The 17,221-nt window shown below is 39.0% G+C and carries 18 protein-coding genes and 1 tRNA gene; 15 read left to right on the top strand and 4 right to left on the bottom strand.

Features of this window, described 5'->3' with window-relative positions; translation table 11 throughout:
- Window positions 1–10 precede the first annotated feature (10 nt).
- The 9 genes from hprK (at window position 11) to APS80_RS03425 (ending at window position 8,433) form a co-directional block, all read left to right on the top strand.
- Window positions 11–943, top strand: a complete 933-nt coding sequence (gene hprK / locus APS80_RS03385) for an HPr(Ser) kinase/phosphatase (RefSeq protein WP_059106880.1) — start codon at window positions 11–13, stop codon at window positions 941–943.
- 5 nt (window positions 944–948) lie between these two features.
- Window positions 949–1,791: a prolipoprotein diacylglyceryl transferase gene (lgt, locus tag APS80_RS03390; RefSeq protein WP_059106881.1), complete on the top strand. Its 843-nt coding sequence runs from the start codon at window positions 949–951 to the stop codon at window positions 1,789–1,791.
- Window positions 1,792–1,797: 6 nt separating this feature from the next.
- Window positions 1,798–2,277: an acyltransferase gene (locus APS80_RS03395; protein ID WP_059106882.1), complete on the top strand. Its 480-nt coding sequence runs from the start codon at window positions 1,798–1,800 to the stop codon at window positions 2,275–2,277.
- A gap of 13 nt (window positions 2,278–2,290) precedes the next feature.
- Window positions 2,291–3,730, top strand: coding sequence for a tetratricopeptide repeat protein (locus APS80_RS03400; protein ID WP_059106883.1), 1,440 nt, complete (start codon window positions 2,291–2,293; stop codon window positions 3,728–3,730).
- 66 nt (window positions 3,731–3,796) lie between these two features.
- The gene (gene trxB, locus APS80_RS03405; RefSeq protein ID WP_059106884.1) at window positions 3,797–4,744 is read left to right on the top strand and encodes a thioredoxin-disulfide reductase; all 948 of its coding nucleotides are present in this window, start codon (window positions 3,797–3,799) and stop codon (window positions 4,742–4,744) included.
- Between the two features lie 385 nt (window positions 4,745–5,129).
- Window positions 5,130–6,050, top strand: coding sequence for an RNase adapter RapZ (gene rapZ, locus APS80_RS03410; RefSeq protein WP_059106897.1), 921 nt, complete (start codon window positions 5,130–5,132; stop codon window positions 6,048–6,050).
- Window positions 6,037–7,041: a gluconeogenesis factor YvcK family protein gene (locus APS80_RS03415; RefSeq protein ID WP_059106885.1), complete on the top strand. Its 1,005-nt coding sequence runs from the start codon at window positions 6,037–6,039 to the stop codon at window positions 7,039–7,041. Before rapZ ends, APS80_RS03415 begins: the two co-directional genes overlap by 14 nt.
- A 30-nt stretch (window positions 7,042–7,071) precedes the next feature.
- Entirely contained in the window at window positions 7,072–8,016 is a 945-nt protein-coding gene (gene whiA / locus APS80_RS03420; RefSeq protein WP_059106886.1) for a DNA-binding protein WhiA, read from the top strand.
- A 171-nt stretch (window positions 8,017–8,187) separates the two neighbouring features.
- Window positions 8,188–8,433, top strand: a complete 246-nt coding sequence (locus APS80_RS03425) for a hypothetical protein (protein ID WP_059106887.1) — start codon at window positions 8,188–8,190, stop codon at window positions 8,431–8,433.
- 118 nt (window positions 8,434–8,551) lie between these two features.
- On the opposite strand, the gene APS80_RS03430 is transcribed toward APS80_RS03425, so the two are convergent.
- A tRNA-Arg gene (locus APS80_RS03430) sits at window positions 8,552–8,623 on the bottom strand.
- A 146-nt stretch (window positions 8,624–8,769) separates the two neighbouring features.
- Between APS80_RS03430 and clpP the strand changes: the two genes are divergently transcribed.
- The gene (gene clpP / locus APS80_RS03435) at window positions 8,770–9,354 is read left to right on the top strand and encodes an ATP-dependent Clp endopeptidase proteolytic subunit ClpP (RefSeq protein ID WP_059106888.1); all 585 of its coding nucleotides are present in this window, start codon (window positions 8,770–8,772) and stop codon (window positions 9,352–9,354) included.
- Between the two features lie 248 nt (window positions 9,355–9,602).
- On the opposite strand, the gene APS80_RS10710 is transcribed toward clpP, so the two are convergent.
- On the bottom strand, window positions 9,603–9,791 hold the full coding sequence (locus APS80_RS10710) for a hypothetical protein (protein WP_142381993.1): 189 nt from the start codon (window positions 9,789–9,791) through the stop codon (window positions 9,603–9,605).
- Window positions 9,792–9,815: 24 nt separating this feature from the next.
- Entirely contained in the window at window positions 9,816–10,712 is an 897-nt protein-coding gene (locus APS80_RS03440) for a TIGR01777 family oxidoreductase (protein ID WP_059106889.1), read from the bottom strand.
- An 832-nt stretch (window positions 10,713–11,544) separates the two neighbouring features.
- Here APS80_RS03440 and APS80_RS03445 point away from each other — a divergent pair.
- Window positions 11,545–12,294, top strand: a complete 750-nt coding sequence (locus APS80_RS03445; protein ID WP_180991907.1) for a DUF4887 domain-containing protein — start codon at window positions 11,545–11,547, stop codon at window positions 12,292–12,294.
- 136 nt (window positions 12,295–12,430) lie between these two features.
- Here APS80_RS03445 and APS80_RS03450 read toward each other — a convergent pair whose 3' ends face one another.
- Window positions 12,431–12,676, bottom strand: a complete 246-nt coding sequence (locus tag APS80_RS03450; RefSeq protein WP_059106890.1) for a hypothetical protein — start codon at window positions 12,674–12,676, stop codon at window positions 12,431–12,433.
- A gap of 363 nt (window positions 12,677–13,039) precedes the next feature.
- Between APS80_RS03450 and APS80_RS03455 the strand changes: the two genes are divergently transcribed.
- The 4 genes from APS80_RS03455 to tpiA form a co-directional block, all read left to right on the top strand.
- On the top strand, window positions 13,040–14,068 hold the full coding sequence (locus APS80_RS03455; RefSeq protein ID WP_059106891.1) for a sugar-binding transcriptional regulator: 1,029 nt from the start codon (window positions 13,040–13,042) through the stop codon (window positions 14,066–14,068).
- Between the two features lie 41 nt (window positions 14,069–14,109).
- Complete coding sequence (gap, locus tag APS80_RS03460; RefSeq protein ID WP_059106892.1) at window positions 14,110–15,117, top strand: type I glyceraldehyde-3-phosphate dehydrogenase; 1,008 nt, start codon at window positions 14,110–14,112, stop codon at window positions 15,115–15,117.
- Between the two features lie 130 nt (window positions 15,118–15,247).
- Window positions 15,248–16,438 (top strand): phosphoglycerate kinase, encoded by a 1,191-nt coding sequence (locus APS80_RS03465; protein ID WP_059106893.1) that lies wholly within the window; start codon window positions 15,248–15,250, stop codon window positions 16,436–16,438.
- Between the two features lie 48 nt (window positions 16,439–16,486).
- On the top strand, window positions 16,487–17,221 hold a 735-nt coding region (tpiA, locus tag APS80_RS03470), incomplete at its 3' end, for a triose-phosphate isomerase (protein WP_059106894.1).

The raw sequence follows: 17,221 nt of genomic DNA on the forward strand, positions 1-17,221 counted from the left end.
GAGGTGTGCTATGTTAACAACAAAAAGTATCATAGATAGATTTGACTTGAAGCTGTTAGTCGGAGAAGGCGGTTTAACGAAACCAATCAAAAATGCAGATATATCTCGTCCAGGTTTAGAGATGGCGGGTTATTTCTCGCACTATGCATCAGACCGTATACAAATACTCGGGACGACAGAACTGTCCTTCTTTAACTTATTACCAGATGAAGAACGAAAAGGGCGTATGCGCAAACTATGCCAACCCGAAACGCCAGCCATTATCGTGACAAGAGGCCTTGAGCCGCCAGATGAATTATTAGCGGCAGCCAAAGAATTAGACACGCCACTCGTCAGCTCGGATGTGCCAACGACCCAATTAATGAGTCGGTTAACTACATTTTTAGAACATGAACTCGCACGCTCTACATCGTTACACGGAGTGCTCGTCGATATCTATGGGATTGGCGTGTTAATCACAGGTGATTCTGGCATTGGTAAGAGTGAAACCGCACTTGAATTAGTGAAACGCGGTCATAGACTCGTCGCTGATGACAATGTAGAGATTAGAGAAATCACGAAAGATGAACTCGTAGGTCGACCTCCTGAATTGATCAAACATTTATTAGAAATTCGAGGATTAGGTATCATCAATGTCATGACGCTGTTTGGTGCAGGTTCCGTCTTGACAGAAAAGAGAATTCGCCTCAATATTAACTTAGAAAATTGGGATAAAGATAAACTCTATGACAGAGTGGGCTTACATGAAGAAACCTTGCGCATTTTGGATACAGAAATCACGAAAAAAACCATTCCAGTTCGACCTGGACGTAATCTTGCAGTTATCATAGAAGTAGCAGCGATGAACTATCGCTTAAATATTATGGGTATTAATACAGCTGAAGATTTTAACGAACGGTTAAACGCAGAAATTAAGCGCAACAGTCAAAAAGATGAGGAGTAGAAGTCATGAATTTAACGCTTGGTTACATAGATCCGGTGGCGTTTCAGCTCGGACCGATTGAAGTACGATGGTACGGCATCATCATCGCATGCGGTATTTTACTCGGTTACTTCATCGCACAAGGAAGTATCAAACGCATTGGATATCATACCGACACATTAGTAGATATTATCTTTTGGGGAGCTATTTTTGGCTTTCTCGCAGCGAGAATATATTTTGTCATTTTCCAATTTCCATATTATGCCGAGCATCCAGGGGAGATTATTAAAATATGGAACGGCGGTATAGCGATACATGGTGGATTGATCGGTGGCTTTATCACGGGTCTCATCGTTTGTAAGATTAAAAACATTAATCCATTTCAAATCGGTGACGTGGTTGCGCCGAGTATGATTTTAGGGCAAGCGATCGGTCGTTGGGGTAATTTTATGAACCATGAAGCACACGGCGGCCCTGTATCACGTTCATTTTTAGAAGATCTGCATTTACCAGACTTTATTATTAATAACATGTATATTGAAGGGCAATATTATCACCCTACATTCCTTTATGAATCGATTTGGGATGTGCTAGGATTCGTCATTTTAATCACATGCCGTAAATATTTACGCGTCGGCGATACATTTTGTCTCTACTTAATCTGGTATTCTGTCGGCCGTTTCTTTGTCGAAGGATTACGTACAGATAGCTTGATGCTCACGGAAAATATTCGTGTTGCTCAAGTCGTTTCAATCATTTTAATGCTCGTCGGTATCGTAATTATGGTGGTCCGTCGCGTGCGTTATAACGCACCGCAATATCGATCAGTGGGTCCACTCCCATGGTCAAAAAATGCGCAAGAGAAGTGATGACAGATGAGAAATTTAAAAGAGACTAAAGCGAAAAAGCCTAATATATTATGGGATATGTACCATTACATCAGTCCGCTGAAGTTATTCAAACAAACTTGCGTGATTGAAGTGGCACGTTATATTCCAAACGTGAAGCTGAAACATTGGCTATTTCGAAACGTCTTGCATATGACTTTAGGTGAGCGTTCTGCTTTTGCCTTCAAAGTCGTGCCAGATTTATTGTACCCGGAATTGATTACCGTTGGCGAAAATAGTATTGTAGGGTATAATACAACGATATTAACACATGAATACTTAGTTGAATCTTTCCGCACAGGGCCTGTTCACATTGGTCATCATACGATGATTGGGGCGAATGTGACAATCTTACCTGGTGTCACGATTGGTGATCGGGTACGGATTGGCGCAGGCACAATCGTGTCGAAAGATGTGCCAGACGATACACTCGCATACGGAAATCCAATGCAATTTAAACAAAGATAAGGTGGTGACGATGATGGCACAACAACAACATCATAATGTAATTTCCATGACCCTAGACACAGATTTTTACCGCAAAATGGCTGAGCAGCGTTACTTGCAGCAAGACTATAAGAAAGCAGCCACTTATTTTAAAAAAGTGCTGGACTCGTCACCGCAAGATTTAGACGCTCAAGTCAAATATAGTACCTGCTTAGTTCATAACGGTGAAAGCAGTCAAGCTGAAAATATCTACTTCGAAAATATCGTCAACAAACGCTATGTCGAAGAAAGTTATTACCAACTCAGTCAGCTCAATATTGATCTCAATGATCCGAACAAAGCATTTCTCTTCGGCATGAATTATGTCATCGTATCAGGTGATGAAGACTATCAAGCAGAACTTGAGAGCATGTTTGAGGTGAGATATCACACACCGCAGAAAATAGAAACAGAAAGTCGCTTGTTTGCGGTTCAAATCATTTTCCAATATTTATTCGGGCAAGGTCGATTGCCTGAAGCGCGAAGATACTTGCTTGATCAAGAAGAAGAGATTAAGAACCATCGTATCATCCGCAATCTTTTAGCAATGTGCTACCTATACCTTAGTGAATATGATATGGCGAAAACCATCCTCGAGTCACTGCTAGCTGAAGATAGTACAGACGTCAACGCACTTTGCCATTACACGTTATTACTCCACAATATCAAAGACGAAAAAGCTCCGAAGTACTTAAACATTTTGAAAAAAGTCGCACCGATGAATGATGATGAATCTTTCAAAGTAGGGATTGTACTCAGTTACTTGAAAGAATACGAAGCATCACAACAACTATTACTTCCACTTTATAAAAAAGGTAAATTCCAATCCTTACAACTCTTTAATGCATTGAGTTTCAACAGCTACTACTTAGGTAACGTTGAAGAAAGTGAAATGTATTGGAGTAAACTGAGACGTCTCACACCGATACACATTGGCTTCCCACCCTGGATTATTGAACAAAGCAAGAGTTTCTTTAACTTACACATCATGCCATTCTTAATGTCTGATGACAGTCATTATCGTTTGTATGGCATCTTCTTGTTAAATCAATTAAAAGGTCGAGAAGTATTAATGACTGAAGAGATTTGGTCGATCTTAGAATCAATGGGTGACTATGAAAAATTATATCTTTCTTACTTAATTCAAGATTTGAAACTTACGAAGATTGATTTCATTCATCGTGGATTAGTCATGATTTATGAAAATGATTGGTTTTCAGATGAAGAAGATTTGTTAGTCGCATGGATTGATCAAGCAGAAGCAATTATCGATGACAAAGCGGATCTAGAACATGAGACACCGTATGTAGCAGCATTTATCTATCTATTTTATCAACAGGATGAGCGCAAAATGACTAAAAAACAATTGACTGAGGAATTTGATATTTCAATGTATCAATTGAATAAAGTGGTGGACTATTTGTTGAGCATATAAGTTTCAGTAAGGTGTGTAATGTTATATAATACGGCATAATGACTACGAACGAGGAGGCAATTTAACATGGCTGAACAAGTGGATTTTGATGTTGCGATTGTAGGCGCAGGGCCAGCAGGTATGACTGCAGCAGTATATGCATCTCGCGCAAACCTATCAACAGTAATGATTGAACGCGGTATGCCAGGCGGTCAAATGGAGAATACAGAAGAGGTAGAAAACTTCCCTGGTTTTGAAATGATTAGCGGTCCAGATCTTTCTACAAAAATGTTTGAACACGCTAAAAAATTCGGCGCAAAATATCAATACGGAGATATCAAATCTATTGAAGACAAAGGTGACTATAAAGTAATACATCTTGGTAACGACGATGTCACAGCACACGCAGTCATCATTGCGACAGGTGCTGAATACAAAAAAATCGGTGTGCCAGGTGAAGAAGAACTTGGTGGCCGTGGCGTAAGCTATTGTGCCGTATGTGATGGCGCATTCTTTAAAGGCAAAAAATTATTCGTCATCGGTGGCGGTGACTCAGCCGTTGAAGAAGGTACATTCTTAACTAAATTTGCGGATAGCGTGACAATCGTTCACCGTCGTGATGAATTACGTGCACAAAAAATCTTACAAGATCGTGCATTCAAAAACGAAAAAATTGATTTCATCTGGAGCCATACACTTGAATCAATCAATGAAAAAGATGGTAAAGTAGGCTCAGTGACACTTGTTTCAACAAAAGACGGATCTAAACAAACACTTGATGCAGATGGTGTGTTCGTCTATATTGGTATGAAACCATTAACTGAACCATTCCAAGACCTAGGAATTACTAACGAAGTCGGTTACATTTCAGCGAAAAGCGACATGAGCACAGACGTACCTGGTATCTTCGCAGCAGGAGATGTTTGTGATAAAGGTTTACGTCAAATCGTTACTGCAACAGGTGACGGTAGTATCGCTGCACAAAGTGCCATCGCTTATATTGAAGCGATTAAAGATAAAGCAGCGGCAGAATAAGTCACAGTTGAAATGAACACAAGATGAGTATAGGAATCGGTTGAAGCCCAACCGATTGGAAAATGAATTCCAGTGATCTCACATGATGCCATAGGGAACGTGGCCAATCATGGTAACCTGTATAACAGATGACACATAACTTGAGTATGGACGACTAAGGCAACAACAGCGTAGACCCAAACTACGCGTAAAGCCTTAGTCGTTTTTATTAAAAATCGTTTTAACTATTTTCTTGCAGTATTTTCATGTAGAATATGAGTGATAATAAGTTCATAATATGAGATGTATGAAACAAAGATCACATTGACAACACATCACGTAGCAGACAGTTTTTAACCAAGCATGATGTTTTAACGCGGATCAATATACAATGGACGGTGTGGATATGCAATCTGAGGAAAATGAAAAAGTGAAAAGTGAATTATTAGTTGTAACAGGTTTATCAGGTGCAGGTAAATCTGTCGTCATTCAAAGCCTAGAAGATAACGGCTATTTCTGTGTCGACAATTTACCGCCAATTCTATTACCTAAATTTGTAGAACTGATGGAACAAGGCAATCCTTCTCTACAAAAGGTCGCTATTGCAATCGACTTAAGAGGTAAAGCATTCTTCCAATCATTGCTCAAAGAATTAGACGAGATTAGAAATCATGATGACGTTGAGCTTGATGTCATGTTTATCGAAGCGACAACGGAACGGTTAATCTCTCGTTATAAAGAAACACGTCGCGCACATCCATTGAATCGCACAGGACGTAAATCACTCGTCAAGGCGATAGAAGAAGAGCTCACGTTACTCGATAAAGTGAAAAGCATCGCGAATTACACGATTGATACCACAGAGATGACAACGAAGGAATTACGTCAGTGTATTGGGGATTATTTTAATAAAGATCATCAAGAAGCATTTAGTATCCAAGTGACAAGCTTTGGATTTAAGCACGGGATTCAGATTGATGCCGATTTAGTATTTGATGTAAGATTTTTACCTAATCCATACTATGTTGAAGAACTTAGACCTTTAACCGGTGAAGATAAAGATGTTTATGATTACGTGATGAAGTGGAATGAAACACAAGTATTTTACGACAAGCTCATCGATTTACTCCAATTTATGATTCCAGGTTATAAAAAAGAAGGTAAATCTCAGCTCGTTATCGCAATGGGTTGTACAGGAGGCCAGCATCGTTCAGTCGCATTGGCTAAACGCATCGCTGAAGATTTGAGAGGTCGTTTTGACTATAATGTATACGTGCATCACCGTGATATGCACATGGAAAGTGGAGAGAAACATGAAACAAATTAAAATTGTACTTATCGGTGGCGGTACAGGGCTATCAGTGTTAGCGAGAGGGATGAAAAATTTTCCAATCGATATCACGACCATCGTGACCGTTTCTGATGATGGTGGCAGTACAGGTAAAATCCGCAGTGAAATGGATATACCAGCACCTGGAGATATCAGAAACGTCATTGCAGCACTCAGTGAAACAGAACCTACACTCGAAAAGCTCTTTCAATATCGCTTTAAAGAAAATCAAATCGGAGGCCATTCGCTTGGCAATTTAATTATTGCGGCACTCACAAACATCAGTGACGACTTTGGTCATGCGGTGAAGGAATTAAGTGAAATCTTAAATATCAAAGGCCAGGTCATCCCATCTACCAATTCAAGTGTGAGATTAAATGCGGTGATGACAGATGGTGAAGTCGTCTGCGGTGAATCTGAAATTCCTAAGAAAAACAAACGCATTGAACGCGTATTTTTAGAACCTGAGGATGTACAACCAATGGAAGAAGCGGTGGAGGCGTTAAAAGAGGCAGATCTCATTGTGCTTGGACCCGGTTCACTCTATACGAGTGTCATTTCTAACTTTTGCGTCAAAGGCATTGCGGATGCGGTCGTTCAAAGTGACGCACCTAAACTTTATGTAGCAAACATCATGACACAGTCCGGAGAAACGAATGATTATACTGCCTATGACCACGTCAATGCGTTACACCGGCATGTAAACCAATCATTTGTGGATTACGTCATTTGTAATACGCAAGATTTTGATGAGGTCGTACTCGAACGCTATAAACAACGGAATGGCATCCCGTCAGAACCCGACCAAGCGCGTTTAGAGGCTGCTGGTATAGAAGTGGTCTCGCATCCGGATTTGATTCAAATTACACCAGAGTACTATGTCAGACATAATACGGATGTGCTTGCGAAAATGATTTATGAAATTGCCTTGAAAGAAACAAGTACGATCGAATTCGAACGTAATAAAGGCAAAAATAAACGTCGTTAAACGATAGAAAGTAAGGAGGTTGATCGGACGATGAGCTTTGCATCAGATATGAAAAATGAATTGACGAGAATCGAAGTTGATGTGCCGAATGGCCGTGCAGAACTCAGTGCCATTATCCGAATGAATGGCGCGCTCAGTCTGTCCAATCAACAATTTATTATTAACGTACAAACCGAAAATGCGACAACCGCACGTCGTATCTATTCATTAATTAAAAAAGTGTTTGATGTAGATGTTGAAATCTTAGTACGTAAAAAAATGAAATTAAAGAAAAATAATATTTATATTTGCCGTATCAAAATGCGTGCCCGTGAAATCTTGGATGATCTAGGTATTTTGAAAGACGGTGTGTTCACGCATGATATTGATCCTGCGATGATACAAGATGATGAGATGAAGCGGAGTTATTTACGTGGTGCCTTTTTAGCAGGGGGATCTGTGAATAATCCAGAGACGTCTTCGTATCACCTTGAAATCTTCTCACTTTATGAAAATCATTCCGAAGGTTTAACAAAAGTGATGAACGAATACGAACTCAATGCGAAACATATTGAACGTAAAAAAGGTAGCATCACATATCTCAAAGAGGCTGAACGTATCTCTGATTTTCTAAGTTTAATCGGTGGCTACCAAGCACTGTTAAAATTTGAAGACGTTCGTATTGTGCGAGATATGCGTAACTCAGTCAACCGTCTAGTGAATTGTGAGACTGCAAACCTGAATAAGACAGTAAGTGCAGCGATGCGCCAAGTTGAAAGCATTCAGTTGATTGACGAGGAAATCGGCATCGATAACCTGCCAGACCGGTTGAGAGAAATTGCGAAATTGAGAGTTGAACACCAAGAAATTTCATTAAAAGAATTAGGTGAAATGATGTCGACAGGTAAAATTTCGAAATCCGGCGTGAATCACAGGTTGCGTAAATTGAATGAACTCGCTGATAAAATTCGAAACGGCGAACGCGTAGAGCTTTAATGGTAAATAAAAAGATAAATTTTAAGTTGAAACACAGATTTTGAAAAAAATAAAATCTGTGTTTTTTACTTTTTTGTTGGGCTCATGGTATGATTAATAGTAAATTTGTGGAGAGAGATAAATTCAAATGAAAGCTAAACTGATTATTTTTTGAATTAGGGAGGGTAACCATTGCGAAAACTGTTATTTGCCATTAAAGATGCGCTCATCGTATTAGTGGGTACGTTCATCATCGCTTTGATGTTAAGTTTTATTAACGCAGAGTTGTCTAACAACGTAGTCTACGACACATTAGGTAAATTAGATGTAATACAAATATTTGATGATACCACCGCCAATGGGGTCATTACGCTAGGCGTCATACTGTCACTCATCACATTTATTTACGTGCTCGTAATCAGACGGGATGATGATTGACTGTCGCAGCGGCGGATGTTGAGTGACTAACAAACATTTTCTACATCTTCATTTAAATTAAAAAAGCTGAAACCCTGGTATACCCATGGATTTCAGCTTAATTCAAAAGATAATATGATCCCCTCGAAGGGAATTGAACCCCTATCCTAAGAACCGGAATCTTATGTGTTATCCATTACACTACGAGGGGTAAAAACAAACAACAATACTAGTTTACAAATATTGTTAAGTTGGGTCAATAACTAAATATTAAAACAGACAAACTAAATGTTTTGACCATTTTTGACTTTTATTATACAATATCATTAATAGTTACAATCAAGGAGGCATATATTCATGAACTTAATTCCTACAGTAATTGAAACGACAAATCGTGGTGAACGTGCTTACGATATTTATTCTCGTTTATTAAAAGACCGTATTATCATGTTAGGTTCACCGATTGATGATAATGTCGCAAACTCAATCGTATCTCAATTACTATTCTTACAAGCTCAAGATTCTGAAAAAGATATCTATCTATATATTAATTCTCCAGGAGGCAGTGTGACAGCTGGTTTTGCGATTTATGATACTATCCAACACATCAAACCAGATGTACAAACAATCTGCATTGGTATGGCAGCTTCAATGGGCTCATTCTTACTCACTGCAGGTGCTAAAGGTAAACGTTTCGCACTACCAAATGCGGAAGTAATGATTCACCAACCATTAGGCGGTGCCCAAGGACAAGCTACAGAAATTGAAATCGCTGCAAACCATATTCTTAAAACACGTGAAAAATTAAATAAAATCTTTGCTGAACGCACAGGTCAATCTATTGAAACAATTGAACGTGACACAGATCGTGATAATTTCTTAACTGCTGAAGAAGCAAAAGAATATGGCTTAATCGATGAAGTTATGGCTCCAGAAGAATGATAAATAATGAAAATCATATCAATCTGCCTACAACAGAAAACGTTGTGGGCAGCTTTTTTATGGTTGCGAATCTTCTATGGTGGGTGACAAAACGTCATCCCATTTTTGATAAATAAAAAACGCAAATGCCTTTATAATTTTGAGTGACCAAACAAAAAATAAAGGAGACATATTGCGCTTATGAATGATTATATATTAAAGTTACTAAAATCAAGGCACATTATAGGATAAAGTGCTTTGATTTTAATTTATTGTTTATGTGCATGATGCTGTATGATGAGTCGTAATGTCACGAGCAATAAGCCTAAGCCAATAATGATAAATAGACTAGACATAAAGATCGCTGGACCTGATGAGGCATACGAAAGCATGCCATTTACGATTAAAAGTATACTGCAACACAACATCAAAATGTGCGTAAAGGTATCCGATTGCATCTAATCATCCTTCAATTATAAGTTTTATGCGGTTAATGCATCGAGTGCGACTTTAAGATTTGGATAGACAAAGTTAAAGTCAATCGCTTGTAAATGATTCGGTAGTACTTTTTGCGTATCCACTAACACAGTGGACATTTCACCGAGCACCGTCCGCAGTACAAAAGTAGGGACCCAACTATAGTGAGGACGGTTTATACTTCTACCTATCGTATAACCAAATAGATTTTGTCTTTCAGGGATGGGAGCCGTCATGTTAAATACACCTTGTGCAAAAGGTTCGTGCACAGTATATAAAATGGCGCGTATCAAATCTGTGATATGAATCCATGAATACCATTGTCTACCTGAACCTAATTTTCCGCCAGCGAATAGCTTGTAGGGTAGTTTCATCATTGGAAAAGCGCCGCCTTCGTTTGCAAGGACGATACCAAAACGCCCAATTACGACACGGGTACCGAACGCCTCAAATTGACGGGCTAAACGTTCCCATTGATAGACCACATCTGATAAGAAGTCAAAAGGCTGAGTGCGATACAGTTCTGTATATGTACGCGTTAAATCTGGTTTATAAAAGCCGATTGCACTTGCATTGAACAACGTGCTCGGTTTGTGTGAACGTGAAGCAAATAAATCGTACAGCGCTTGTGTCGCTTTGAGCCGGCTGAGCATGATGTTGCGTTTCGCTTCTGGTGTCCAACGTTGGTTTAACGTTTCACCCGCAAGATTGATGACGATATCAATGTCAGGTACGTTGTCTTGCCAGCCTGCTTGTTGCCAGTTGATATAAGTAATCTTCGGATGATCACTTTGTCTATCTTTGCGCGTTAAGATAGTGAGATGGGCGTCCGTTTCTTTCAGTACATTAACGAGACGACGACCGATTAACCCTGTACCACCTGTGATTAAATAGTGTTTCATAACTTCACCTCTATAAAATGTCTTGTCATTGCTAGTTGTGATGATTCAAATTCAATGTAAAACGTAATTAGTCATTAATATGTCATTAAGTTATGCCGTCAAGGGCTATCAAAATTTAATATTTACGTTATAATGGAGATGTCTTCGTATAACAATCGTATCAAACGGTTATCCGAAGACTGTTTTTAACTCCCGTTAAATGGGGTTGAGACACTAAACGTTTATGCCTTGGGGAATGATTCACGTTATTCGAAAAGCAATATTGATTCAGTTGTTCGCTACTTCTGAATCAATGTGAAGACAACTATTAATCGCTCGTTGTCACATCGCTTGTAAACGCTGTTGTCTCGACCTCTTCTATTATATTAACGCATCCGTTATATTTAAACCATTTAGAGTAATCGTGAACTTAAATGAAAAGCTTACAATATTTTGTATTGATAGATAAATGAAGTTCTACATAAGGATAAATGAGACGCCAGTTAGAGATGTTTAAAGCTATTACATCATCTAACTTTTTTATGGAAAATTTTAATTCTGTATTGATTTTCACGAAAAGCCGATATCATGCTCCTCATATCCATCAACCTATTTCATAAAAAAATGAATTTATAGTGATTCGGTTGAAAAGAGGGGCTCATTTGGCTTAATATTAACTTAAGTATCTAAGATATGCACACGATAACGTAACTATTAAACAGGGACTGGACAATACACGGTCGTGCAGCAAATTTATGTTTTATGATAGATAAATAGTGTAAAATATAGATTTGAAATGAAATGTTCATATTGTGTAAATAAGTAATGAACCGTATATGGAGTGAGGGAGTATATGCCTAATCAAAAACATGACTATGATAATGGATCCAATAAAAAGATGAGCGGGTTCGCCAAAATTGTTAGTGCGATCATCGTTTTAATCTTATTAGGTGGATTGACCTTTGCGATTTTTGCGTTCGTTGATAACTCTAACAAAAGTCAAGAACGTTTAGCGGACAAGCAAAAAGAAGAACAAAAACAAAAAGACAACGACAAGGATAAAGACAAAGATAAAGACAAGGACAAAGATAAGAAATCAACGGAAGAAAAAAGTAAACAAACGTCTACGGAACAAACACAACAAACTGTCCAACAAACGCAACAGACTCAACAAACACAACAAGCTCCGCAAACTCAGCAGACTCAACAAACGCAACAACAAAGAACTTCAGAACCCAAATCAACCCAACAACGCACTTCAGAAGAACGCACACGTGAGAAACGTTCAACTGAACAGCAACCTAGTACTGAAGAACAATCCAAAGAACCTAAAACACAACAATCTAAACAAGAACCTAGCACACAAGAACAACAAACAACCCAACAAAAGCAACAATCAAGAGAGCCATCTAGAGAATCAGCTCAAAGTTCACAACAGACACAACAACAACCATCTACACAACAATCTCAACAAAATAATTCATCACAACAATCATCAAGTCAGCAAACACAACAGTCACCCCAGTCACAACAACGTAGCAGTAATCAGTCTGGCAATAGTAATCAATCCAACAACAATAGCGGACAAGATAGCAACGAATAATAAGAAAGTAGCGAATGGCACCCTCGAAAAAGGGTTTGTCATCCGCTACTTTTTTTATATTATGCTATTTTATCGACACCGCGATTTGTGTAATCTACCTCTGTATTCTGTCCTCAAATCTTACAGTTTAATCATCTCACCAAAAAATCATATTCACTAACCAAGTGAGGAGAAGTGATACAAGCATAGATATCATAATCCAGAATAAACACCCTGTCACGCAACCAAAAGGTCCACAGCCGAATGAGACGTGGCGTTGATAAACATGACGATGTGGATCATCATAATCGTACGCGGGATGCGTTTGTCGTTCGAAGTAATCATCGTCTTTATAGTCGCGATCGTCTGGATCAAGCACTTCTGGTTCTTTATTCTCAGACATAATGTTGTGCCTCCTTACATACTCACCTTATATCTTATCTTCTCAAACCATTTAGCGCAAAATATAAGCCAAGCCAATGACGTTAATTATCAGTTAGCACCGCATCATAAAGCCATCTACAGTAAAGATGATTAGCGGCAAACCGATCTAGGTAAAACATTACCGATGTGTTCATACATCGATAAAAATGCCTAGCACAAGGTATTTGTGACAATTTTGACATTATTTCTTGCAATTTCGAAAGCTTAATAGTAATATGACAGATGAAAGAGGTTATATTTTTTGTCCCACGAGGGACGAAAAAGGTCAATCTGTGGTTAAAGCATGACCCTTTCACTTATTTAAGAACGGAGGAGGATAGTAGTGAAAGATTTGATTCGGCTTCAGCAACAATTGGTTCCAGAACTTGTTGAAAAAATGTATCGACGTTTTTCAATTCTCACTACTATTAAACAAGAACAACCGATCGGCCGACGTAGTTTGAGTGAAACGATCGCATTAACAGAACGTGTCCTCCGTACTGAGACAGATTTGTTAAAGCAACAAGATTTGATTAAAGTCAAACCGACTGGAATGGAAATCACATCACAAGGTGAAACGATTGTTCAAGAACTCGCACGCTTTTTCAATGTGTATTCTGATAATGAACAGCTTGCACAACGTGTGAAAGAGCAATACGACATTAAAGATGTGTACGTCGTTCCAGGTAATGCAGATATCGAACAAACGGTGAAGACAGAGCTCGCTACCCAAGCGGGACAGTTACTCGAAGATAAGTTCTATGATGATGCCATCATATCCGTAACAGGTGGCTCAACGATGGCTTATGTAAGTAACGCGATGCACCGTCAAAACGCTAACGTGTTTTTCGTACCTGCAAGAGGTGGGCTTGGTGAGAATGTCATTTTTCAAGCGAACACCATCGTGGCAAGTATGGCAGAACAAACAAGCGGTGATTACACCACATTATATGTGCCAGATAACGTGAGCGAAACGACATATGACAATCTCATGCAAGAACCTTCCGTGTTGCATACACTAGATATTATCAAACAATCCAACATTACGATTCATGGCATTGGTGATGCGCTGAAGATCGCGCGTCAACGTCACAGTACTCAAGATGTACTTGAGAAACTTCAACATCATCATGCTGTGGGAGAAGCATTTGGGTATTACTTTGATGAGCAAGGTCACATTGTTCATAAAGTGAAAACCATTGGATTACAACTTGAAGATTTAGAGTCGAAAGCATATATTTTCGCAGCAGCAGGAGGCAAATCCAAAGGTGAAGCAATTAAAGCTTATTTAACGATTGCACCTAAGAATACTGTGCTTATCACAGATGAGAGCGCAGCAAAGGTAATCACAGAAGTCAGTAATAAGAAGTGACATACACTTTTTAAATATCATTTTAAAGGAGGCCATGTATCATGGCAGTAAAAGTAGCAATTAATGGTTTTGGTAGAATTGGTCGTTTAGCATTCAGAAGAATTCAAAATGTTGAAGGCATTGACGTAGTAGCAGTTAATGACTTAACAGATGACGATATGTTAGCACACTTATTAAAATACGACACAATGCAAGGTCGTTTCACAAGTGAAGTTGAAATCGTAGAAGGCGGTTTCCGCGTTAACGGTCAAGAAGTGAAATCATTCGACGAACCAGATCCAAGCAAATTACCTTGGAAAGACTTAGACATCGACGTTGTACTTGAATGTACTGGTTTATTCACAGACAAAGAAAAAGCAGAAGCACACATCGACGCAGGTGCTAAAAAAGTATTAATCTCTGCACCAGCTAAAGGTGACGTTAAAACAGTTGTTTATAACACTAACCACGATACACTTGATGGTACAGAAACAGTTGTTTCAGGTGCTTCATGTACAACAAACTCATTAGCACCAGTTGCTAAAGTACTTAACGATGAATTCGGTTTAGTAGAAGGATTCATGACTACAATCCACGCATACACTGGTGACCAAAATACACAAGATGCACCACACAAAAAAGGTGACAAACGCCGTGCACGTGCAGCTGCTCAAAACATCATCCCTAACTCTACAGGTGCTGCAAAAGCAATCGGTAAAGTTATCCCAGAAATCGACGGTAAATTAGACGGCGGTGCACAACGTGTCCCTGTTGCTACTGGTTCATTAACAGAATTAACAGTAGTATTAGAAAAAGATGTTTCAATCGAAGACGTAAACAACGCAATGAAAAATGCATCAACTGAATCATTCGGTTACACAGATGACGAAATCGTTTCTTCTGACGTCATCGGTATGACTTATGGTTCATTATTCGACGCAACTCAAACTCGTGTCATGACTGTTGGCGATCACCAATTAATCAAAGTTGCTGCATGGTACGATAACGAAATGTCTTACACTGCACAATTAGTTCGTACTTTAGAACACTTAGCTACTCAAGCTCAATAAGAGATTCGCAACAATAAATAATGATTTAATTGTGCTGTAATTGGATAAGGTAAGCTTAATGAGTAAGCGGGGAGCACAAACGCTTCTCCGCTTATTTTACTTTAGATTGCATTTAGAGGAGGAAAAATGTATGGCCAAAAAAATTGTTTCTGATTTAGAGTTAAAGGACAAAACCGTTTTAGTACGTGCTGATTTTAACTTACCGATGAAAGACGGAGAAATCACAAACGACAACCGTATTGTACAAGCATTACCAACGATTAAATACATCATTGAACAAGGTGGTAAAGTCGTCCTCTTCTCTCATTTAGGTAAAGTGAAAGAAGAAAGCGACAAAGAATCATTAACATTAGCACCTGTCGCAAAAGATTTATCAGATAAATTAGAGAAAGATGTACAATTTGTACCTACGACACGTGGTGAACAATTAGAATCTGCCATCAAAGCACTTGAAGCTGGTGACGTTTTACTCGTTGAAAATACACGTTTCGAAGATTTAGATGGTAAAAAAGAATCTAAAAACGATCCAGAATTAGGTGAATATTGGGCATCATTAGGTGATGTATTCGTCAACGATGCGTTTGGTACTGCACACCGTGAACACGCATCAAATGTCGGCATTGCGAAACATTTAGATACTGCAGCAGGTTACTTGATGGATAAAGAAATCCAATATATCGGTGGTGTCGTAGAATCACCAGATAAACCAGTTGTAGCTATCCTTGGTGGTGCAAAAGTTTCAGACAAAATCGGTGTCATCCAAAACTTACTTCAAATCGCAGATAAAGTACTCATCGGTGGCGGTATGGCATATACCTTCTTAAAAGCACAAGGTAAAGAAATTGGCCAATCCTTATTAGAAGAAGACAAAATTGATTTTGCGAAAGATTTATTAGATCAATACAGCGCCCAAATCGTGTTACCAGTTGACTGTAAAGTCGCTAAAGAATTCTCAAATGACGCTGAAATCACAGTCGTTTCTACAGACGAAATTCCTGCTGATCAAGAAGCGATGGACGTCGGACCAGAAACAGTTGATTTATTCAAACAACAATTACAAGGCGCACACACTGTCGTATGGAATGGACCAATGGGTGTCTTCGAATTCAGTAACTTTGCGAAAGGTACAATCGGTGTTTGTGAAGCGATTGCTGAATTGAAAGATGCGAATACCATCATCGGTGGTGGAGACTCTGCAGCAGCAGCCATCTCACTCGGTTATGAAGACGACTTCAGTCACATTTCAACAGGTGGCGGTGCTTCATTAGAATACTTAGAGGGTAAAGACTTACCAGGTATTGATTCAATTTCTGAAAAATAATCAAATGACGACGGAACAATAAAATTCTAACTTATAGGAGTGTTTAGAATGAGAAAACCAATTATCGCAGGTAACTGGAAAATGAATAAAACGGTGCAAGAGGCGAAAGATTTCATCAACGCATTACCTGAACTACCAGATACAAATGACGTGGAATCTGTGATTTGTGCACCAACCATCCAATTAGATGCATTGGTCAACCTCGTGAAAGAAGGCAAAGCAGAAGGATTAAAAATCGGCGCACAAAATACGTACTTTGAAGAAAGCGGTGCATTTACAGGAGAAACATCACCCGTTGCACTTGCAGATTTAGGTGTACAATACGTAGTCATCGGCCATTCTGAACGCCGTGACATCTTCCATGAAACTGATGAAGAAGTGAATAAAAAAGCACATGCAGTCTTCGATCATGGTATGACTCCGATTATTTGTGTCGGTGAATCAGATGAACAACGTGAAAATGGTGAAGCTAACACCGTTGTAGGTAATCAAGTGAAAAAAGCAGTTGAAGGCTTATCTGAAGACCAATTAAAACAATTGATTATTGCATATGAACCTGTATGGGCAATCGGCACAGGTAAATCATCTAACGCTGAAGATGCTAACGAAATGTGTGCATTTGTAAGACAAACGATTGCCGACATCGCAAGTGAAGCAGTCGCAAATGAAACACGCATTCAATACGGCGGTAGCGTGAAACCTAACAACATTAAAGAATACATGGGTCAAGATGACATCGATGGTGCGTTAGTTGGCGGAGCTTCACTTAAAGTTGAAGACTAC

Source organism: Staphylococcus auricularis (assembly GCF_001500315.1).
GTDB lineage: Bacteria > Bacillota > Bacilli > Staphylococcales > Staphylococcaceae > Staphylococcus > Staphylococcus auricularis.